Here is a 21253-nt window from a genome sequence, read left to right as displayed (position 1 = left end):
CCACTCGCTATTGCATCAAGACAGTGATAATTTTTGTGAAGCACCTCCCCCAGGCTTAATTAGCCGGACTTTTTGATTTTGATTTTTTTCTTTATGTTGACGATGTAATAACTTGGCTTGTTCTATCAGTTGATAGAGTTGTTCATGATTTATCCCTAGCAATCGTTTAGTTTGTTTAGGATTTTTCTGGATATAATCCCAAGTATAGCTCATGGATGATATTCCTAAAATTAATTTATCATCCTCTTATTTTACCATAACTTTATTTGTTGGAGAGGTCTAAGGGTCACAGTGGTTAGAACCAGAAGACAGTGAGTGGGATTTGGGCCTTTGGCTTGGGGTGGCGCGACGGCGAGGAGTAGTCATTGTAGGGGTAGTAGTGACAGGGATGTCCTTCGTCATCCCGAGAACTTTAAATGAAGAGCCAATTTACCAAAGCAAATTCCGGATTTTAGTAGAGCCTGTTAATGCTGAAAATGACTTAGGCAATTTAACGCCTGGTTTAGGGAACCAAAACATTAAATCTAGTTTAGACTACCAAACCCAAATTCAAGTCCTGCGTAGTCCTGAGCTAATGGAAGTAGTGCTCGCAGAAGTACAAAAAACCTATCCCGAAATTAGTTATAATTCCCTAATTGGCAATTTAAAAATTACTCGCTTAGGGAAAACTAAGATCTTGGAAATCAGCTACCAGGGAAACGATCCGGATCTGATCCTCACTATTTTAGAGCAATTAGCCAAAGTCTACCTGAACTACTCCCTGAACGAGCGCCAGACTAACTTACGCCAAGGGATTCAATTCATTGAAAACCAGTTACCATCCTTACAAGCCAGGGTAAATCAACTCCAAAACCAATTACAAGCCTTTCGAGAGCGATATCAGTTTACTAACCCAGACAGCCAAGCTGAACTAATCGCTTCTCAAATTACCGCCTTGAAGGAGCAAAACTTAGCCCTTGAACAACAATTAGTTCAAACCCGCTTCTATGTTGGTTCTCTACAAGAAGAAACTGGAGCTCTGGCGGCTCTTAGTGACGCTCCACTATCTCAGCAAATCATTGGTCAGTTAAGAAATGTCGAAACCCAAATCGCTGGGGAATTAACTCGCTTCCAACCACAAAGCACAGCGATTCGACTTCTCCAAAATCAACGGCAAAATCTCCTCCCGATCCTAGAGCAAGAAGCAGAGCGAATTTTAGGCTCCAAGTTAGCAGAAGGTGTAACTGAGGTGCAAAGGCTTGAAACCCAACGTCAAACCTTATTAGTTGCCCAACAACAGCTAGAACAACAGGCTCAACAAATGCCTGCCTTAGCCAGACAATACACCGACTTACAGCTAGAAATACAAATTGCTAGTGAGGGGTTAAACCGTTTTCGGGCTACCCGCGAAACGTTGCAAATCGAAGCCGCCCAAACCGAGATTCCTTGGGAAGTAATTGAAGCCCCAGTTCGGCCAGTGGTTCCGATCTCTCCTAACATCCAACGTAGTCTAACCTTGGGAGCTGTAGCTAGTATTGCTGTAGGCATTGGTGTGGCTTTGATTTTGGAAAGATTAGATAACGTTTATCACAATCTCGAGGAACTAAAACAGCAAAGCAAACTCCATTTGTTAGGGAATATCCCCATTAATAAACAAATAGCAGCAACGCCAAGTAATAACTCCCTAGCCAAAGTAGGAGGTTTATTGTCTAAACCTTTTACGTGGCTAATACCAGCTTTGAAGCAAAAATCAACGCCTTACATCTATTATGGGGACTCCCAATCCTCACACTTTTTGGAAGCCCTACGAGTACTCTATACCAATATTCAATTACTGAGTTCAGACCGCCCAATCCGTTCTCTGGCAATCAGTTCAGCTCTGCCTGGGGATGGTAAGTCAACCATTGCTATTTACCTGGCTCAAACAGCGGCAGCCATAGGGAAAAAGGTGTTATTAGTTGATGCAGATTTGCGTAAACCCCAAGTTCATCCAAGATTGCAATTATCCAACCAGTTGGGATTAAGTAATTTAATTCTCCAAACCCTATCCCCTGAAGACGTAATTGAGCAAAAGTTACCTGTAGCTGGCTTATCAGTCCTAACCTCAGGTCAACTTGTTCCAGATCCTACCAAGCTGATATATTCCCATAAAATGACACAATTGATGGCAGGTTTCCACGAAACCTTTGACCTCGTAATTTATGATACTCCCTCAGTTTTGGGATTAGCAGACGCTAGCTTGCTTACTTCTCACACCGATGGGTTGATTCTGGTAAGTCGCATTGGGAAAACAGATCGTTCTGCTCTGACCCAAGCTCTTGAGAATCTGAAACTGTCTCAAATTCACGTTTTAGGCATTGTTGCTAATGGTGTTAAAGGTGACTCTATTAGCCCTTACAAGTACTACAAATCCGGTTACGGAAACAATCACAAAGAACAGGATTGGGAGGAGGAGGAGAACCTTACCCCGACATTGTTCAAGTAAAAGGGAATCGGGAATCTACCTCACCTATTTTAAACATGCTATATGACCCACCTATTGCTACTAAAATCGCTACAATCAACCAGTGCTTATGCTGGCGTAATCCTGGGATTATCAAGGAGGGAATTGACCAAACTCAGTTAGTGCTTGATGATGGTGAAAATGAACGTCCAGACTTTTCGTTTCTAGTCCTTGGGGATACGGATTCAGATACGAAATATGGAGAGAAGCTGCAAGCACAAATTGCTCAACAATTACGTGAGCACATGGATACTTGTTGCTTTACGTTACACACAGGGGATCTCGTTTATCCCTTTGGGTCGGGTGAGTTTTATCTGGAGAAATTTCTTAAATTCTACCGAGAGGTTTTTGGTATTAGGAGTCCTGTCAAAAAAACTGACACTACTCGACTAGTCTTTAATCACCCGATTTTCCCTGTACCAGGAAATCATGATTACTATGACCTGACTTTTCTGCCCAGATTATTTGCTCAGTTAAGTTTACCTCTACGCCGTTGGTTAAAATCTCAGTTAGGGTTGACGCTAGGTTGGGATAGTTCTAACCAAGGCAAAGCCTATGCTCAAGCTTTTCTTGATTGCTTGAGTCAACCTCACAAGCGCAGTAATTTAGCTGAGTACCTCAACCAACACTATACTGCCAAGACCGAAACGGGAAGATGCCTGCGCTACCAACCTGGTCACTTTACCCGTCTACCTAATCGCTACTATACCTTTAGATATGGTGGCATTGACTTTTTTGCCCTTGATTCCAATACGTTTTGTATTTCTGGCTCTTCGTCTAAACCTAAGGCTGATCCTGACCTAGAGCAACTAGACTGGTTACAGCAACGGTTAATTGATTCTTGGCATGATCCTCAGGTAAGGGGACGAGTGATCTATCTTCATCACTCTGCCTATTCAACGGAAACAACCCGATGGGAGCAGCCAGATGCGATCGCAGTTCGTGGCCATTTACGCCAAGTATTGGATCAGGTGGCTGCTGCTATTGGTTCCCTACCGGAAAAACGGCCACTGGTAGATTTAATCTTAAGTGGACATGCCCATTGCTTTGAGCATTTGCGTACCCTTGATACTAAACATGCTGACTCCAATTTAAATTGGCTAGTTTGTGGCGGAAGTGGTGCTAGTTTGCGGGGTCAGCGCAAAGATGAGGTTGAAGTGATGGAAATTAGTCAGAGCGGTTATGTTCAAATGGTGGCGCGATCGCTTTTATTTATCGGACGCAAAGGTAAAGGCAGAACAGCCCGCTCTCCTCATACGTTCCTACGGATTGATGTACATCAGGGTGTGCCCCCTAAGTTTGTAATTCGGCCATTTGTAGTTGAGAAACTCAAGAATAAGTGGAGTAGTAGTGCCATCAAACCCTTTGTGATCCAGAATTTATAGTAGTTCTCAATGCTAGCTCCCCATCTCCCCATCTCCCCATCTCCCCACACTTCCCATACTTCCCACACTTCCCACACCTCCCACACCTCCCACACTTACCTGTCTTAATCTGGTACTATTTATATAGTCATAGGTCAAAACAACAAATGAGTAAACTGCGCAACATACTAATGGGTGCTGGTATAGCAGCAGTAGGTGCGGTCGGAACTAAAATGGCTGTGGATTATTTCCGCAACCGTGTTGGCGTTCATCTATACCGATGAGGGTCGTAAGATGGTGGCTAGCGTGGGATATACTCCTGATGCAACGGATTACAATATCAATTTAGCTTGCGGCAAAAGAAGCCCCATAACTGCGATCGTGTTACGTGAGTGTGGGGGACGAAACCTTGTAGACGGGAGCCAAACTAATCGGTAGGTTATGAGTAATAGTTTTAAGTTGTCTGAAATAAGGCTCCCGTCTACTTACGGTAATTCCAGGGATGAATTTTGCACAGGGTATGCATGGAATTGCTATAATATATTTACTGATAAACAAAGCCGTTCGCGTAGCGTGGCCTACGGCCTTAAATGCTGGTTTGTTAGCAAAACAGTCTTAAAAAAAAGACCAAGAAAATAGAGCGGCAGCGATGCAGAGGTGCGACCCGTGGCGAATTTAATTCGACGACTGTAAGCGCACCTAAGCGGTCTTGGGGGTTTCCCCCACTCGCTATTGCATCAAGAGAGGGCAGTCCGTTCTTAAAGCCCAGCGCCTCCTAAGCAATAGCTGGATTGGCGCTTGTTGCCTACACTGATTCTATAGAATCAGTGTAGGAGCTGTCACACAGCACACCCTTCGCTGTTGAAGTGAATGGGGAACAAATTACCTCCGGTCAAGATCAAACTGGCGGAGCTGATGAAGTGGATTTTGTCCTAGCTGGTAGTTAAATCGGATTTTTCATTGGATAATCTCTGAATAATAAAAGCGATCGCTTGTCTACGGTGATAAGCGATCGCTTTTATTTCAAGCTAAACTATGATGATCTATACCAATTGTCATCAGGAGTGAGGTACACAGGATTTTTTTCCACTCCCGACTCCCTCGGTGCGCTTACAGTCGTCGAATTAAATTCGCCACGGGTCGCACCGCTCCCGACTCCCGCGCAACCCAGAACGAAAGTACTGACCCAATTGAAAACTGCTGTAAGCTATAGAGTAAACCATTTTTATTCCTTCCGGTCAATGAATAAAAATAAACGACCGAGAGAACAAATTATTGCTGATCTCAGTATCAATTATGTGGAACGATATATATTCTTATGTGGTTACTCAGTAGAACGAGTTGAGCTTGAGTACACTTATGGTTTTGACCTGATTATCTTTACCTATGATGCCAATTGTGAACTTGAAAATGGTAAAATTTACGTCAAGCTAAAGGCAACGGATTTTCTGAGCATGCTAGCCGCCGACCAAGAAACCATAGGCTTTCCCCTAGGACGCTCAGACATAGAGCAATGGTTAAAAGAACCAATGCCATGTATCCTAATTGTATACGATGCTCAAATCGATCTAGCCTATTGGCTGTACTTGCAAGCCTACTTTGAAAACTGGGAAAACTTTGACCCATGGCAAATGGAAGGAACGATTACGGTTAATCTTCCTAAAAAGAATATTGTCAATCAAGATGCCATTAAAAAGTTCGCTCGATATAAAAATGATGTGCTGCGACAGTTACCGGGAGTAATTCGTCATCGTGCTTAGAAAAGTTATTTTTCAAGAGTGTCAGCAGTCAGCATTCAGCCTTCAGCTATCAGCGGTCAGCTATCAGCGGTCAGCTCTGAGCAGATCAAAAAAATGATTACCTGTTTTCTTGATGCAAAGCGCGAGTGGGGGAAACCCCCGCAGGTCGGCGCTGCATCGCTTGTTCAAAAGCATCTCAAGTAGCGTGGCACAGGCTTCTAGCCTGTGAATTAGCCCATAAGCTGAATGCTGATAACTGATAACTGATAGATGATAACTGATAACTGATAGATGATAACTGATAGATGATAACTGATAGATGATAACTGATAAATAATAGCTGATATAAATTTAACTATTAATAGTTATAAAAAGGCATGATAATCAAGGAATGAAAATGCGATCGCCTTTCGGCCACACTAAGCGATTGGCCTTTCGGCCACGCTACGCGAACGCACAAAACCATCCTCTGGGAAATTCCCATAAACCTCAAAATTAGGGAACCTTTTCAGGGGAGGCTTAGTCGATAGATAGAGCAATCCCCTTGAAAAGCTGAATCGGATTGCTATATATATCTAGCGCCATATTAATGGCTACCGGGTGCAATCAGATCTGTTGCAGATATTGACCCATGAGGTAATTTATGCATAAAATCCATTTTTGGGCAATTGCTCCGCTTAGTTTGCTCGGATTATTTGAAATAGCGCTTCAGTCTAGCTCAGTTCTGGCTAACCCTTACTCCAATAACACTCTCCAGAGAGGTTCTCAGGAGCAGATAACTGTGCTAACCAGTAGCTCATCCTTAGCTAAATTCAATACTGAGTTGCTTGGACTAACCAATGCTGAACGGCGAAAAGCTGGCTTGCCACCATTACAGCTTTCTGCTGAGCTAACTCAAGCCGCACAGCTACACGCTGAAGATATGGTGCGCAATGGTTTTTTCAGCCATACTGGTTCAGATGGTTCTAAAATAAGCGATCGCGCTAAAGCAGCAGGTTACCTCTATTCCTATGTTGGTGAAAACATTGCCGCAGGTTACCCGACTCCTGCTCAAACCATTAGGCAATGGATGAAAAGCTCTGGTCATCGCCGTAATATACTCAAGCCTCAGTATCAAGAAATTGGCTTTGGTTATGTCAGCGACCCTTCCAGTCCCTATCGCCACTACTGGGTGCAGGTGTTTGGTTCCCCTCGTTAATACTCAGTCGGGAGTCGGGAGCGGTGCGACCCGTGGCGAATTTAATTCGACGACTGTAAGCGCACCGAGGGAGTCGGGAGCGGTGCGACCCGTGGCGAATTTAATTCGACGACTGTAAGCGCACCGAGGGAGTCGGAATCCTCGTAAACCCCCTTAATAAGTAAGGGAGTTATATCATGTCAGGATAATTACCCTTAATAAAAATCTCCCCATCTCCCCACACCTCCCACACCTCCCACACTCCCCACACTCCCCGCTTGACTCTGGGGTTAGATATATGCCTCCATCCCTTCACAAGAACAAACCAAATTCCTATCCCCAAAGGCATTATCAATGCGCCCTACCACAGGCCAAAACTTGTGTTCCCTTAACCAAGGTGCCGGGTATGCCGCTTCCTCACGGGTATAGGGATGGGACCATTCACTGACCATCAAGGCTTCTGCAGTATGGGGAGCATTCTTCAGCTGATTGTCGGTTTGGTCTACTTGACCCGATTCAATTGCTTCAATTTCCTGGCGGATGGCAATCATGGCATCACAGAAACGGTCGAGTTCCTCCTTCGACTCACTTTCAGTAGGTTCCACCATCATTGTCCCCGCTACAGGCCAGGATACCGTTGGAGCATGGAAACCATAATCCATCAGGCGTTTGGCAATATCATCCACTTCGATGCCCGCAGACTTTTTAAGCGATCGCAAATCCACAATACACTCATGAGCCACTAATCCATTGTTCCCCTTGTACAGAACAGGATAGTAAGGGTCTAACCGCTTAGCCATGTAATTAGCATTAAGAATAGCTACCTTAGTCGCCTCAGTTAACCCCCCACTCCCCATCATGGCAATATACATCCAGGAAATAGGTAGAATGCTGGCACTTCCCCAAGGTGCCGCAGAAATGGCACCAATAGATAAATTTGAAGGTTGAGGCTGTAAGGTTTTGGGCAGGAATGGTACTAAGTGAGGCATCACCCCAATTGGTCCCATACCAGGTCCACCCCCACCGTGGGGAATACAGAAGGTTTTGTGCAGGTTCAAGTGACACACATCTGCCCCAAAGTCCCCCGGACGGCACAGTCCCACTTGGGCATTCATATTCGCCCCATCCATATAAACCTGTCCCCCATGGTTGTGGACAATGGCACAGATCCCTTTAATCTCTTCTTCAAACACACCATGGGTAGAGGGATAAGTCACCATCAGAGCAGCTAGGTTTTGGCTATGGTGCTCGGCCTTATTCCTCAAATCATCTAAATCAATGTTGCCCATCTCATCACAAGCAACAGCCACCACCTTTAAACCAGCCATCACCGCACTGGCGGGATTGGTTCCATGGGCAGAAGTAGGAATTAGACAGATATTGCGATCGCTTTCTCCCCGGTTTTCATGGTACTTACAAATAGTGAGTAATCCTGCATATTCCCCTTGGGAACCAGCATTAGGTTGAAGAGAAATGCCAGCAAAGCCAGTAATTTCTGCTAACCATTCTTCCAGCAGCTGGAATAGAATTTGATATCCCTGAGTTTGGGAGACCGGAGCAAACGGATGAATCTTACCAAATTCCGGCCATGTCACTGGCATCATCTCAGCAGTGGCATTCAGCTTCATGGTACACGAGCCCAGAGGAATCATCGACGTGTTTAGAGCCAAATCCTTACTTTCCAGGCGGTGCAAATAGCGCAGTAACTCCGTTTCTGAGTGATAGCGGTTGAATACTGGGTTGGTTAAGTAGGTACTATGGCGAGCAAACGGTTCATTAAAATCAGCTGCCACCTTACGTGTTACCTCAGCCGCCAACTCTTCCACAGTAAAGAGTAGGGATGCACTGCTTGGTTCCCCTAAACTTGCAAAAATTTCCCACAAGTCTACTAAATCCCTAGCCGTCGTTGTCTCATCCAGGGAAATCCCGATAGTAGTTGAATCAATAATACGTAGATTAATTTGACGTGCTTCAGCTGCTTCGATAATTTCTGACACAGAGCGATCGCTTAATTCTACGCGCAAAGTATCAAAAAACGGTTCTGAGCTAATACTGTAACCTAAGCGTTTAAGTCCCTCCGCTAGGATAACCGTTAATTGATGAATTCTCTCGGCAATACGTTTGATGCCTTGTCGCCCATGATAAACTGCATACATTGAAGCTATCACGGCCAAAAGCACTTGCGCAGTACAAATATTGCTTGTGGCTTTGTCACGACGGATATGTTGTTCACGGGTTTGCAGTGCCAAGCGCAGTGCTGGTTTACCATTAGCATCTTTTGACACACCAACAATACGTCCTGGTACTTGCCGTTTATAAGCTGCACGAGTAGCAAAATAAGCTGCATGAGGTCCCCCATATCCTAGGGGAACACCGAAGCGCTGGGTGCAACCTATAGCAATATCAGCCCCAAATTCTCCAGGGGGTGTAAGCAGGGCAAGGCTTAGAATATCAGCTGCCACAGTTACTAAAGCTTTAGCACCATGAGCCTTATCAATAAATTCCCGATAATCGTATATGGTGCCATCCGTTGCTGGGTACTGAAGCAGAGCTCCAAAAATCTCTTCGTCAAATTCAAAAGTGCGGTGGTCACCAACAATCACCTCAATGCCCAAAGGTCTAGCCCTGGTTTGTACCACTGCGATAGTTTGAGGATGACAGGTTTGGGAAACAAAGAAGTGTTTGGCTTTCGTTTTACACAGACCATAGCTCATGCTCATAGCTTCCGCTGCTGCTGTTCCTTCATCCAGCAAGGAAGCATTAGCAATTTCCAGACCAGTCAAGTCTATAATCATAGTCTGGAAGTTGAGTAGTGCTTCGAGTCGTCCCTGAGCAATCTCTGCTTGGTAAGGGGTGTAAGCCGTGTACCAACCAGGATTTTCCAGAATATTCCGTTGAATTACAGGTGGGGTAATGCAGTCGTAATATCCCATGCCAATGAAAGACCGGAATACTTGATTCTTAGACGCAATTTCTTTTAGCTGAGCTAGGGAAGCATACTCGCTTTGGGCTGGTGGTAACTGCAGGGGTTGATTAAGCCAAATAGCGGCGGGTATGGTTTGCTCAATCAGGCTATCTATAGTGGATATACCCAGGACGTTGAGCATTTGCTCTATTGCATCTGGATTTAGACCTATGTGTCGATTGACAAAAGCATCGGTAGATGGTATTGTTTGTGATGCGGAAAGAATAGGGTCAGATTTCAGCAACGACTGAGTATTTGCTCTATTTTTTTGATCCTGGATATCCAAATTCTGCATAGTAAACTAATTTGTGAATTAAGCAGCGAAGGTGGGGGTCACTTTTGAGGGCTGTGACCCCCTAAGTTGGTAAATCTATAGATACACAAAGCCCGGATGTATAACTAAAGCGATTTAGACCTAAAGCAATTTAGTTCTAAATATACACTATGAAAACCTAGGATACTACAACCTAGAGGTATTGCTAGATTGGTTCTAGATACACAACTTTATACAGCCGGGTTTAGTTATGACAACCCTACTGATCAGATTTTTACCAAAAAATTTGGGTCATTAGCCCCGTCCTTCCAGGACGGCTTTGTGCTAAGATAAAGACATAACAAAAAAATAGTATTCTAGATGAACATGATCTTAAATAAGTAGACAGTGTAAAAAACCTGTTTTGAGATAATCAGGTTGCACAATCAAGTCTAACGATTTGGAAGTCTATGAAAGTCTAAGATCCCTAAGAAAATGTTTATCTTAATATGTTAATTATTTTAGGTACGGTGGGGCACACCGAAACCTAGGTTATAAACCAAATACGCTTGGGTCGAGGCGACCTCTATTTTTCCTGGCTCCGGCCTGGTTAAATAAGTCACCCCATTGTTCGCGCAGCGTGGCCTACGGCCAAGCAAGAATCCCCGTCCTTTCAGGGCGGGGAGTGTCATAGTCTACTCTGCCTCGACTTTGGCACGGTACTCCTCAGGAGAAAGGACACCCTCCAGTGGGTTATCAGGGTCATTCAGCCGCACTTTAATTAACCAACCTTCACCATAGGGGTCTTCGGCAATCTGTTCAGGAGCCTCAATCATCTCCTCATTTCGTTCTACCACCGTACCCGATAGCGGTGAATATAGATCCGAAACTGCCTTGACAGATTCAATGGTACCAAAGTTTTTGTCATTTTCCTTGTTACCCTTCTCAATGGTGTCGTCAATGTCTGGGAGTTCCAGAAGAACTAAGTCACCCAGTTGGTCAATGGCAAAGGCGGTAATACCAATAGTGGCAATTTCGCCATCAAGCCGGACATATTCGTGGCTATCAAGGTATTTGAGGTCATCAGGATATTCAAAGGCCATGTCAACTCCAAAATCAGCAGCAATGCTAATTATCCTTCCTCATTTGTCTTTCGTCCAGCAGCTCTTTGACCACTGACCGTTGACTATTGACAGGGAACCGTAAGAAGTAGTAATGCACTCATGGTTAACTTATACCTACCTAAATCGTTAAAATACCATTACTAAAATATCACCACTAATTGGCAATCTATGGTATTATTCCTTTTATTCCGTCAAAAGGAATAATTTTAACCAAGACTGGCTATTGCTTTGCCTGTTTATGCCACAAATCACTAATAAATTAAAATCAAAATACATGATGTCAGATAGGAGCTGCTCCGATCTGGAAGTTCAGTAGGCAAGCATTTCTAGAGTTTCTCGTAAGTAACGACGTACGCGGCTATCAAGACTATAGTCCTGAAATTGTTCACCCAAGGGATGTTCCATTTGCCAGCGTTGAAATCCTGAACTAGCTGCTATGGCTTGTTTGAGACTGTCCCAAACTTGAGTGTCGTGATCTAATTGTCCGGATTCGGATTTAACGAAGCTTGCCATATGCACCTTACCAAAATTTAATACAGATGAATCTAGTTGGGTAATGCTTAAGTGGTGACATACTCCCACACTTAATCAAAGATTACAGTGTGGGCTTCTTACCAACTCCACCTAACGGTTTGGATACTCGGTAAGCTTTATTAACGACACGGGATGCCCCTCCGCGCCGGAACAATACAATAATCCGGAACAATACAATAAGTTCTATTTTTTAGGCACGTAGGTGGCGGTTAGCTCTTAATTTATTTTACCTACTACATCTAGTATAGACGATATTCAATTGTAATTGTTTCCTTATTCCATGCAATAAGAGCGCAAAATTAATCCCACATCTCAATGCGCATTGAGATGTGGGATTAATTTTGCTAGAAGCTAAATAACCTTTAACCTTCAACCTTAAACAAAACAACCTTCCCAGCAAGGGACCCCTGGGTAAGAACACCCCTCAGCCCTACTTCAGGGAGAGAGTCCGTCGCTTGGTTACCATCTGATAGGTTTCAATGATATCTTTTTCCGTCCAGTCGTTGAATTTATCAACACCCATACCACATTCGTAGCCAGCATTGACTTCCTTGACATCATCCTTAACACGCTTGAGGGAATCCAAAACTCCTTCGTAGATAACTTTGCCACCACGCCGCACTCGTAAACGGCAATTGCGCACGGCTTTGCCTGAGAGTACATAGCAACCCGCCACGGCACCACGACCCACTGGGAAGACAGCTCGAACTTCTACTTCACCCAATGGTTCTTCTACCTCTTCTGGCTCTAACAGACCTTCCATCGCACCTTGAACATCATCCAGGAGTTTGTAGATGATGTTGTATTCCCGCACATCTACCCCTTCCTGTTCAGCTGCTGGTCGAGCACCAGGAGCTAAGGTAGTGTTAAAGCCAACAATAACTGCACCACTAGCAGCCGCTAAGTCCACATCCGTTTCGGTGACTTCCCCAGGGGCAGCCAGTAGAACTCGAATTTGCACTTCACTTTGGGGCAGCTGTTCGAGGGATCCCAGAATAGCTTCCACCGAGCCTTGAACGTCTGCCTTCAAAATCAAGTTGAGTTCTTTGAGTTCACCTTCTTGAGCCTGGGCTGATAATTCAGTGAGGGTAACTCGCCGTGATTTCATGCGAGTTTGCAGGCGAGATTGACGTTGCTGTTGAGCTCTTTCACCAGCAACTGCCCGGGCTTCTTTTTCGCTCTCAAAGACTTCAAACTCATCACCAGCAGCTGGAACATCACTCAAGCCAAGGACTTCCACAGCAAACGAGGGAGTCGCTTGTGCGACTCGCTGTCCTCGGTCATCAAGCATGGCTCTGACCTTACCGAAAACTGAACCAACAACCAGGCTATCACCGATCCGCAAAGTACCGTTTTGCACTAAGAAGGTGGCAACAGGACCTCTGGCTTTATCTAGGTGAGCTTCAATCACCGTACCTTTTGCTGGTCGATCCGGATTAGCAGAGAGTTCTTCTAGCTCTGAGACCAATAGAATCATCTCCAGCAGTGAATCCAAGTTTTCCCTTTGGATAGCACTCACTGGTACCATGATCGTTTCACCACCCCATTCTTCTGGAACCAAGCCCCGTTCTGATAATTCTTGCTTAACCCGATCAGGTTGAGATCCGGCTTTATCAATTTTGTTAATAGCAACTACCATGGGAACTTCAGCAGCTCTAGCATGACTAATGGCTTCAAGGGTCTGAGGTTGCACCCCATCATCAGCGGCTACTACTAGCACAGCGATATCAGTTACTTTTGTTCCCCTTGCCCGCATGGCTGTAAAGGCTTCGTGACCGGGGGTGTCTAGGAAGACAACCTGTTGAATTTTATCCTCATGCTCAACATCTACGTGGTATGCGCCAATATGCTGGGTAATTCCACCGGCTTCTCCTTGAGCCACTTTTGCTTCACGAATGGCATCGAGTAGAGTCGTTTTACCGTGGTCAACATGACCCATAATTGTCACCACAGGTGGACGCCGCTCGAGGTTTTCCAGGTCTTGGACATCCAGCATTTCCACCTTAGTCGCAGCAGAGGCTTCTTCTTCCATCTCGACCTTGACTCCCACTTCCTCAGCTACCATTGTGGCAGTAGGAACATCCAAAGTCTGGGTAACACTCACAGCTATGCCTTTGAAGAAGAGCATTTTAACAATGTCAGTTTCTGCAATAGCCAGTTCATTAGCCAGGTCTCTAATGGTGAGTGAGTCTCTCAAAACAATTTGTTCTGGGCGTTTGGGCTGACTTTTCTGTGTACGACGGCGATCGCGATGATCGGACTTGTTGCTACTACTGGTTTTAGCAGGCTTCTTCTTGTGGCTAACACTCGCAGTATTTGCTTGGCTTTGCTGTTTTTGCAGAGACTTTGGTTTGGGAGGACGAGCCAGAGAAAGACTAACTGAAAATGAACCATCGATTTTGTTATCGATTTGATCTGATCCTGTTTCGAGATCATCTTCATCATCCAGAATCATTTTAGGTCGCCGCTTGAGTTTGGCGGATTTAGCCTTCTGGGCTTTGTCTTCGTCTTCTCCATTTTCTGCCTCCCACTCTTTCTTCTTAGCAGGTCGGGGGACAGATGGTCGCCGGAGCTTGACCTCCTTGAGCAGTTCCTCGGATTCATTGACTAAGGTGTTGGTGTCTTGATCAGAGACATCATCTGTCAGACCCGTTGAGTCAGCATCAATTGCTGAATTTTCTTTCTCAAGACCTGGTTTGCTCCTTTTTGGAGGTCGCTGGAGTTCAGGAACGGGTGGTCTTGGTGAACTAGAACGCTTTGGTGGTGATGTTTCCGAGGGCGTTGACTGTTTATTGATAACAGGGGATTTGTTAGGAGTTGGACTCTTTACTGACTTTGAACCGGAAGAACCCTTTTGGTTTGATTTTATCGGTCGCTCAACCTTAGCAGGCTGAGTTTTTGGTTGTGATACTCTTACAGGGGGTCCAGTTAATTTGGGTTTTTGTGTACTCTCCTGTGAAATGTTCTGGACTGGTTTAGTGGCTAGTTCTGGTTTAGCGGCTGGTTCTGGTTTAGCGGCTAGTTCTGGTTTAGCGGCTAGTTCTGGTTTAGCGGCTGGTTCTGGTTTAGCGGCTGGTTCTGGTTTAGCGGCTAGTTCTGGTTTAGCGGCTAGTTCTGGTTTAGCGGCTAGTTCTGATTTAGCGGCTGGTTCTGGTTTAGCGGCTAGTTCTGGTTTAGCGGCTAGTTCTGATTTAGCGGCTGGTTCTGGTTTAGTATCCTGCTTAATCTTGGTCTCCTGTTCAGTGACCTGCTTAGGTCGATTGAGAGTGCTAGGCTGACGTGGGGGTATAGCAGTCGGCTTGATGGGAGGTTGGGGTGGGATTGCCATTTGATTACTTCTCTGGCTAGAAGTATTGCCAGAACTGCGTTTGTGCTTACGAAGCTCCACAATTTGCTGCTTCCGCTCCCCTTTGGGACGTCGAACTAATTTACCAGAGCTTAACTTAGAACCTTTATTTGCCGATGACTCACCTTCGCTATTGCTTACAGCTGCTAGTTGGTCAGAATATTTTTCGGCTGTCGTGCGAATCCGTTGGGCATCCGATTCTGTAATCGTGCTACTGTGACTTTTAACTGCAATATTGAGTCCTTCACAGATGCTCAAAATTTCCTTGTTGTCCAAATTCAATTCCCGTGATAATTCGTAAATTCTGACTTTGCCGCTGTTCATGCACTATTCCCCTGTCGTACCTACTTGTTGTTAAACCATACTCAACTACTCGAATGACTTTTTACTTGATCAAGCTTTATTGGAAAGCTTAAACGATAAGATAAGCGATGCTCAACAGATAATCAACCATCCATGCTTTTTCGTTGGTGTGTTCACCTCAACGGTAGTTTGATAAGTTTATCTATTATCGCGTGCTTCTTTCCTGTGAAAAAAGCCAAGCAGCATTCAACATTGACGGTTCGGTTAAACCGCCTAATCAGCGCGTATGCCTTTAAAGGTAGCTAGCGTATAATCAAAGTAAATTCACCTCCTTAAGAAACCAGAGCATCAATAGAACTAATGACTTCCTTTCTATCCTAACGATTACTTATGTTCGCCGGACGAACATACATGGAAGCTTTTTCGGCTAGATTCACCCTTTAATTACCTAAATTGGGTTTGGTTGGCATGGTAGCTAAACGCTGCCATAAAGTTTCGTACAGATTTTTTGGCACCGATGCACGCAGTGATCGCCCCAGTCGGTTTTTCTTTTGAGCCGCCGCTAGGCAACTCAGTTGAGGACATAAGTAAGCCGAACGACCCATACCCTGATCTAATTGTACCTTTCGTGACGGATAGACTCGGACAATACGCCAAAACTCCTGTTTTGGTGCTACTTTCCGGCAGCTAAGACAACGTCGATAGTTGGGTTTCATACGGGTTTTCGGTTTGGAAAATCTCAAAAGTCCTCCTTCTTTAAAGGGTACGGTAGATGGAGGCTTGTAGGGCGTTTGCGATTGGGCAAACACCCTGTTTACGTGATTGACTTACCCAAATGAAACCAAAAATCAATGCCAGAGGGCGGTAAAAAGGGTGTGGGCTAACCGGTGGTGTGAAACCGGTGCTGTGAGCAGAAGATGAAAAACTATAGTAGAGATAGTCACACCCTTGAGAGAAGGAGGAATAACACAAGAAGAAAATCACCACACCCACCGGGAGTAAGGGGTAGAATGGGATAGGGGGTAGAGTAACCCAGCAGAAGTGGAAGGATTGAATAAGTCATTGGTTTGGAAGAAAACTGTCAAAGAATTCTTGACCACAGCCGAGACCCTGCACCCCACTACCATTCTAAACCGACAAGCTTAGGGGTATCATTTTATACCATTCCCATTCTCAACCTTGGCCAAACTTTCCTCACCTCAGGGTTAACCCCTAAAATTACTTATTCTTCTTGAGTACTCAAATCAAGCACTGGCTCAGCATCAAGCACATTTTCTGGTGTTTCTACTCCTTCTTGGTAATCTTCCTGTAACTCACTGCTATCGACATCATCTTCTTCTAGGCTCTCCTGTTTAGAAATGTCTGTAGTGTCTTTTTTGTATTCCGCAGCATCTTTAATGTCAATCTTCCAACCCGTAAGGCGGGCAGCAAGGCGAACATTTTGTCCTTCTTTGCCTATAGCTAAACTCAGCTGGTCTTCTGCTACTAAAACATGAGCTTGACGTTCTTCTGGATTGACTAGTAGCACCTGATCAACTTGGGCTGGGCTAAGAGCGTTAGCAATATAGGTAGATGGGTCAGGAGACCAACGAATTACGTCGATTTTCTCACCTCGTAATTCATTCACCACAACTTGAATGCGGGAACCTCTAGCACCAATGCAAGCTCCCACCGGATCAACATCTCGCTCCAGGGTATCTACAGCAATTTTAGTCCTTGGTCCGACATGACGAGAAGGAGGATTAGCTTCCCGTGCTACTGCAACAATCCTTACCACCTCATCGTCTATTTCTGGGACTTCGTTGCTAAACAGATCGACCACTAATCCAGCCGCCGCTCTGGATACCACCAGCTGAGGACCACGGTGAGGGCCTTCCCGGACTTTTTTGAGATAAACCTTAAAGGTGGAGTTAATCCGATAGTTATCATTGGGTAGCTGTTCCCGTTTGGGCAGTTCGGCTTCTACCTCTGGCCGACCAAAACCACTGCTGAGCGCCATAATCACAGACTGCTGCTCAAACCGTAGCGATCGAGATTGCAGAACGGTTCCTTCTAGGTCTTGAAACTCTTCCTTAATCAGCTTACGCTGCTGGTCTCGGAGTTTTTGAGAGAGCACCTGTTTGGTTTGAATCGCTGCCATGCGACCAAACTCTCCTTGGTCTGGAGTCACATCCAAAACCACTGAGTCTCCCAATTGTGCTTCAGAGGCAACTTCCTGGACTTCTTTGAGAGAAATTTGATGGTCACTATTTTGTACCTCTTCGACAATGGTTTTGGTAGACAAAACGCGGAAGCCTTCTTCTTCAATATCAAGATCGACTTCAAAGTTGTCAAAATATTCTTCGTCAAAATGAAATCGTTGGTCTAGCCGTTGAGAACGGCGATAGCGCTCATACCCTTTTAGCAGTGCTTCTCTTAATGCCTGTTGAACTGCAGACCTAGGTAAATTGTGGCTTTGACTAATTTCTTCTATCATTGCCTTAAGTCCAGGCAAACTAACTATTGACATCAGCAAATCTCCGTCTTAAATCTATCCATGGCAATTGTCTTGGGATTTAAAGTAAATCAAGTTCAACTTCAATCCTGAGCCTTGAAGCTTGTACGGGAGAAGCACTTGTAGATCATAGTCAAGCCATTGTCTTTACAAGTACTGCACGCCTACCAACCTTCAAGCAAAATTTAACCCCCATCATCGAGTTTTACTCTGGACACGAGCTGACGGGGAATGGCAAACGCACGACCCTTGAGATTGAGATAAACTCCGCTCTCATCCCGGCGAATTAACTGCCCACGCCACTCTTGCTGCCCCTGATAGGGTTCAAATGTCTGAACAATCACACCAAACCCTTTGAAAGAAATGAATTCTCGGTCTGTGGTTAAGTCCTGTGTGATCCCAGGACTGGAAATTTCCAAAACGTAGGTGTCTAAAATGATTTCCTTAGCATCTAACTGAGCTTCTAAAGCACGACTCATGCGTTCACAGTCATCCAAGCTAGTGTCACGGATGGGGTTGCGGATATAGACACGCAGCACGGGTGGGCGTCTGTTGGTCTGGAAGAGAGCCTCTACAATCTCTAATCCTAAATCTTGAGCCAATGGCGTTGCCAAATCGATTAGTTGTGGAATCAGGGGATGAGTCATGGCACCAATCCAATAAAAAAAGTGGGGTCAACCCACTTCATGGCAAAATCTTTTCCAAGAAGTCTAACCGCCCAAAAGCTTCTGCACATCTAGTTAGCACAAGCCCAATCTCTAGTTACTGGTCTTGAGCTATTGGTCACAAGGTCATGGGCTCGAAGACTCTAAACCCTAGGACAAACCGGAAACTTCCCGCAGAATCATTGATTAGGAGTTACCAGCTTGCCGTTGCTATGTTTGAGTGTGACAGCTCCCACACTGACTCGTTGAGTTCAGTGTAGGCAACAAGCGCCAATCCAGCTATTGCTTTCGGCAAAGCCGACGCTACGCGAAGGTCGCCGCTGGGCTTTAAGAACGGACTGCCCTCTCTTGATGCAAAGCGCGAGTGGGGGAAACCACGCCAGTTGCTCATGGGGGGAACCCCCAAGACCGCACTGGCTCCCCAAGACCGCTTAGGTGCCCTTGACCTAGGCGAATTAAATTCGCCACGGGTCGCACCTCGGCATCGCTGCCGCTCTGTTTTCTTGGTCTTTTTTTTAAAACTGTTGTGCTGACAAACCAGCATTTTTGGCTTTGTTTATCAGTACCCATATTATAGCAATTCCATGCATACCCTGTGCAAAATTAATCCCACACTCATGGCGTAGCATTGAGATGTGGGGCTTCTTTTGCCGGAAGCTAACGCAATTAGCAGCTCAAATGCTTGCCTGATCAAAACTTGAACATGGGGAGTGTTGACGTCTAATCCCTGCTTGGTGTCTGGTGCGTCGGCACTTTCCCACTCCAGAGCCTTAACCTCAGAGCAAGCTGACCCTAGAAGTCAACTTGGTTTTTGTTGACCCATAAGTATTTTAGCTTATGGGCATTATTCGGTCAAACTGTATGATGATCTCTGACTATTTACAATAATTAAAAAAAATGTTTATTTTTTGAATTTCTATATTTTTTGGCTCTACCGAAATTGCTATCTAAAACTTTTAATAAATAATTATTATAATCCTTATGGGGCTGGAGTTTTATTTGTTGAGATAATTTTTTTTATAAAAATACTGCCCAATCATCTTTAATGGTAAATAAGCGCGTTTTTATGCATACTAGGTTCGGTAGAACATATTTTTTTATTTTTAATTATCAATTTAATGGTTTTACTGTCAAGCAAAATAGTTGATATATCCGCATAGAATTTTAAAAAAATAATTAATTATTGGACTAATATTAACTTGATTTTAATACTGTTATTACTGAAATCTTTGACGAATTGCTCTGGTTTCATCTAAGATTTTATCTAAGTCTTCTTCAGATAAGCGCCGGACATAATTTATTTTGAATTCCTCTAACCAAGCTGTGATCAAATACTGAATATCCTGTAATCTATCCTTGGTCTTAATTTCTGCCCCTAAGGCTTCCCTTAAATTTTTCAGTAGGTGTTGCAGGAGTTCGTCGGCAACTGGGTCTTCTTGTATGAGAGTATTAATCCCATCATAGAGTGCCTGAAAAATGTTTTTCACCAATTCCTCTGTTAGTTGCTTCTGGAATTGTCCCAGTCCTGGTACATTCTGAAGTCCCTGATAAAGTGTGGACTGTTTAAGCCCCATGTCCACATAGTGTTTCATGAGAGCCTCTAGATCAGGACGAATTTTGGGTAAGACTTGATCAACCGTCATCTTTACCATGATGGTGGTGAGTTCTGACACTTCATCAATGTCATTAAGGTCAATGTAGGGGCGGACTTCCTGTTGAGACAACCATTTGGTAATTTCACCCCGGCTAATGGAGCCCTGAACTTCGTTAATAACTTGAATGACGACCACTTCTGTCATCTCTTGAGCAATACTGGCAACAAATCCGGAGCGGATTTCTCTGCTAATGGCACTCAGGTCTATTAATTTAGCTTGACCTAAGCGAATGGTAACAGGAATAATTCGTAACCACCGCCATAAGGGTATTAGTAAAAATATGTCATACCAGCGCCACAGCATGGCATCTTGCCACTTGAGTCCAGAATGACGGCGACTGATCAACCAGGTACGAGCCAAAAACTCGGTACTAAATAAAATAAAAAATGGGAAGTCAATCAGTCCGAATAGGTCTATAAATTCGCCATTTTCTCCAATTGGACGGTAATAGTTAGTTTCTATTAAGGGTTTAATCTCGGTGTTAAAAAATACCAAACCTTCCTCTTGACTATGACTTGCTAAGTACTTTTGAGTCCAGAACTGCATAAATGACTCTTTTGCTGAATCCTCAGGATTTGGTATCTGCTTACGCATCTTATTTTTAATCTTTTCCAAGTTTCCGGTTTTATTGGCTACTTGAAAAGGATTGGTGCCAATCATTTCTGAGCTAAGTTCGCGCAGCTCCTTGAGTTTTTTTTCTACTTCTATAGATTCTTCTATAGAAGATAATCCTATCTTGTTAATCTGGTTTTCCAGTTGATCAACTTTGTCCAAATATTTTTTGGTATCTCGGTTGTCTTCAATACCTTTAACTGGGTCGTAGAGCGGAGTGATATCAGGAATGGGAATCGAGACGGGAAAGCCTTTGGATTTGAGCGGACCAATGGTAAAGCTAAATACCTGAATTTTCTGATTTAGCCAGAAATCCCTTAAGGGGATATAGCTGAGGTCAAACAACACCAACAGCAGATTAATCAAGGCGATGATCGCCATTAATCTTTCAAACCAAAGAATGCGGCGAGTTTGAGCTTTATTAGGTATTTTGACGAATTTTTCTAATTTTTGTAAAGATGACATCGGGAAACTTGGGCTTTATACCACTAGATGGTGATGTTTAACTCAGATGCATTGAGTTTCTTGGCGCAGCCATTC

General features: G+C 44.4%; 14 protein-coding genes and 1 pseudogene. 5 read left to right on the top strand and 10 right to left on the bottom strand.

Annotation, left to right across the window (positions count from 1 at the left end; translation table 11 throughout):
- Positions 1-15: 15 nt before the first annotated feature.
- Positions 16-213, bottom strand: a complete 198-nt coding sequence (locus F6K63_RS16830; RefSeq protein WP_009149795.1) for a hypothetical protein — start codon at positions 211-213, stop codon at positions 16-18.
- A gap of 109 nt (positions 214-322) precedes the next feature.
- Here F6K63_RS16830 and F6K63_RS16825 point away from each other — a divergent pair, with 109 nt between their 5' ends.
- From F6K63_RS16825 to F6K63_RS16805, 5 genes and pseudogenes are all read left to right on the top strand, one after another.
- Positions 323-2464, top strand: coding sequence for a GumC family protein (locus F6K63_RS16825; RefSeq protein ID WP_287265403.1), 2142 nt, complete (start codon positions 323-325; stop codon positions 2462-2464).
- Between the two features lie 35 nt (positions 2465-2499).
- A complete protein-coding gene (locus F6K63_RS16820) occupies positions 2500-3867 on the top strand; it encodes a metallophosphoesterase family protein (protein WP_287265404.1) in 1368 nt (455 codons plus the stop codon).
- A gap of 146 nt (positions 3868-4013) precedes the next feature.
- Positions 4014-4194, top strand: a pseudogene (locus tag F6K63_RS37865) (hypothetical protein); the annotation flags it as partial.
- A 716-nt stretch (positions 4195-4910) separates the two neighbouring features.
- Positions 4911-5606: a DUF4365 domain-containing protein gene (locus tag F6K63_RS16810; RefSeq protein WP_202799246.1), complete on the top strand. Its 696-nt coding sequence runs from the start codon at positions 4911-4913 to the stop codon at positions 5604-5606.
- A gap of 622 nt (positions 5607-6228) precedes the next feature.
- A complete protein-coding gene (locus tag F6K63_RS16805) occupies positions 6229-6783 on the top strand; it encodes a CAP domain-containing protein (RefSeq protein WP_287265406.1) in 555 nt (184 codons plus the stop codon).
- Between the two features lie 269 nt (positions 6784-7052).
- On the opposite strand, the gene gcvP is transcribed toward F6K63_RS16805, so the two are convergent.
- The 9 genes from gcvP to F6K63_RS16760 all read right to left on the bottom strand — a co-directional run bounded on the left by gcvP (position 7053) and on the right by F6K63_RS16760 (position 21178).
- Positions 7053-10022 carry an aminomethyl-transferring glycine dehydrogenase gene (gene gcvP / locus F6K63_RS16800; protein ID WP_287265407.1) on the bottom strand — a complete coding sequence of 990 codons (2970 nt, stop codon included), beginning with the start codon at positions 10020-10022 and terminating at the stop codon, positions 7053-7055.
- Between the two features lie 653 nt (positions 10023-10675).
- Positions 10676-11083, bottom strand: coding sequence for a glycine cleavage system protein GcvH (gene gcvH, locus F6K63_RS16795; RefSeq protein WP_287265410.1), 408 nt, complete (start codon positions 11081-11083; stop codon positions 10676-10678).
- 330 nt (positions 11084-11413) lie between these two features.
- Positions 11414-11617 (bottom strand): hypothetical protein, encoded by a 204-nt coding sequence (locus F6K63_RS16790; RefSeq protein WP_071107112.1) that lies wholly within the window; start codon positions 11615-11617, stop codon positions 11414-11416.
- A gap of 451 nt (positions 11618-12068) precedes the next feature.
- Positions 12069-15308 (bottom strand): translation initiation factor IF-2, encoded by a 3240-nt coding sequence (infB, locus tag F6K63_RS16785; RefSeq protein WP_287248486.1) that lies wholly within the window; start codon positions 15306-15308, stop codon positions 12069-12071.
- Positions 15309-15727: 419 nt separating this feature from the next.
- Positions 15728-16003, bottom strand: coding sequence for a YlxR family protein (locus F6K63_RS16780; protein ID WP_044492698.1), 276 nt, complete (start codon positions 16001-16003; stop codon positions 15728-15730).
- Positions 16004-16509: 506 nt separating this feature from the next.
- On the bottom strand, positions 16510-17796 hold the full coding sequence (nusA, locus tag F6K63_RS16775; RefSeq protein WP_287262948.1) for a transcription termination factor NusA: 1287 nt from the start codon (positions 17794-17796) through the stop codon (positions 16510-16512).
- A gap of 170 nt (positions 17797-17966) precedes the next feature.
- The gene (rimP, locus tag F6K63_RS16770) at positions 17967-18428 is read right to left on the bottom strand and encodes a ribosome maturation factor RimP (RefSeq protein WP_008182529.1); all 462 of its coding nucleotides are present in this window, start codon (positions 18426-18428) and stop codon (positions 17967-17969) included.
- 405 nt (positions 18429-18833) lie between these two features.
- A complete protein-coding gene (locus tag F6K63_RS16765; RefSeq protein ID WP_131827260.1) occupies positions 18834-19016 on the bottom strand; it encodes a hypothetical protein in 183 nt (60 codons plus the stop codon).
- Positions 19017-19663: 647 nt separating this feature from the next.
- Positions 19664-21178, bottom strand: a complete 1515-nt coding sequence (locus tag F6K63_RS16760) for a hypothetical protein (protein ID WP_008182523.1) — start codon at positions 21176-21178, stop codon at positions 19664-19666.
- Positions 21179-21253: the final 75 nt, after the last annotated feature.

The organism is Moorena sp. SIO1G6 (assembly GCF_010672795.1).
Classification (GTDB): Bacteria; Cyanobacteriota; Cyanobacteriia; order Cyanobacteriales; family Coleofasciculaceae; genus Moorena; species Moorena producens.
The sequence above is the reverse complement of the archived record's forward strand: the minus strand, read 5'-3'. Positions and strand labels throughout refer to the sequence as shown.

Coding starts and splice junctions, on each gene's coding strand:
- F6K63_RS16830 (WP_009149795.1), bottom strand. CDS start 213: ATGAGCTATACTTGGGATTATATCCAGAAAAATCCTAAACAAACTAAA.
- F6K63_RS16820 (WP_287265404.1), top strand. CDS start 2,500: ATGCTATATGACCCACCTATTGCTACTAAAATCGCTACAATCAACCAG.
- F6K63_RS16805 (WP_287265406.1), top strand. CDS start 6,229: ATGCATAAAATCCATTTTTGGGCAATTGCTCCGCTTAGTTTGCTCGGA.
- gcvP (WP_287265407.1), bottom strand. CDS start 10,022: ATGCAGAATTTGGATATCCAGGATCAAAAAAATAGAGCAAATACTCAG.
- gcvH (WP_287265410.1), bottom strand. CDS start 11,083: ATGGCCTTTGAATATCCTGATGACCTCAAATACCTTGATAGCCACGAA.
- F6K63_RS16790 (WP_071107112.1), bottom strand. CDS start 11,617: ATGGCAAGCTTCGTTAAATCCGAATCCGGACAATTAGATCACGACACT.
- infB (WP_287248486.1), bottom strand. CDS start 15,308: ATGAACAGCGGCAAAGTCAGAATTTACGAATTATCACGGGAATTGAAT.
- F6K63_RS16780 (WP_044492698.1), bottom strand. CDS start 16,003: ATGAAACCCAACTATCGACGTTGTCTTAGCTGCCGGAAAGTAGCACCA.
- nusA (WP_287262948.1), bottom strand. CDS start 17,796: ATGTCAATAGTTAGTTTGCCTGGACTTAAGGCAATGATAGAAGAAATT.
- rimP (WP_008182529.1), bottom strand. CDS start 18,428: ATGACTCATCCCCTGATTCCACAACTAATCGATTTGGCAACGCCATTG.
- F6K63_RS16765 (WP_131827260.1), bottom strand. CDS start 19,016: ATGGGTACTGATAAACAAAGCCAAAAATGCTGGTTTGTCAGCACAACA.
- F6K63_RS16760 (WP_008182523.1), bottom strand. CDS start 21,178: ATGTCATCTTTACAAAAATTAGAAAAATTCGTCAAAATACCTAATAAA.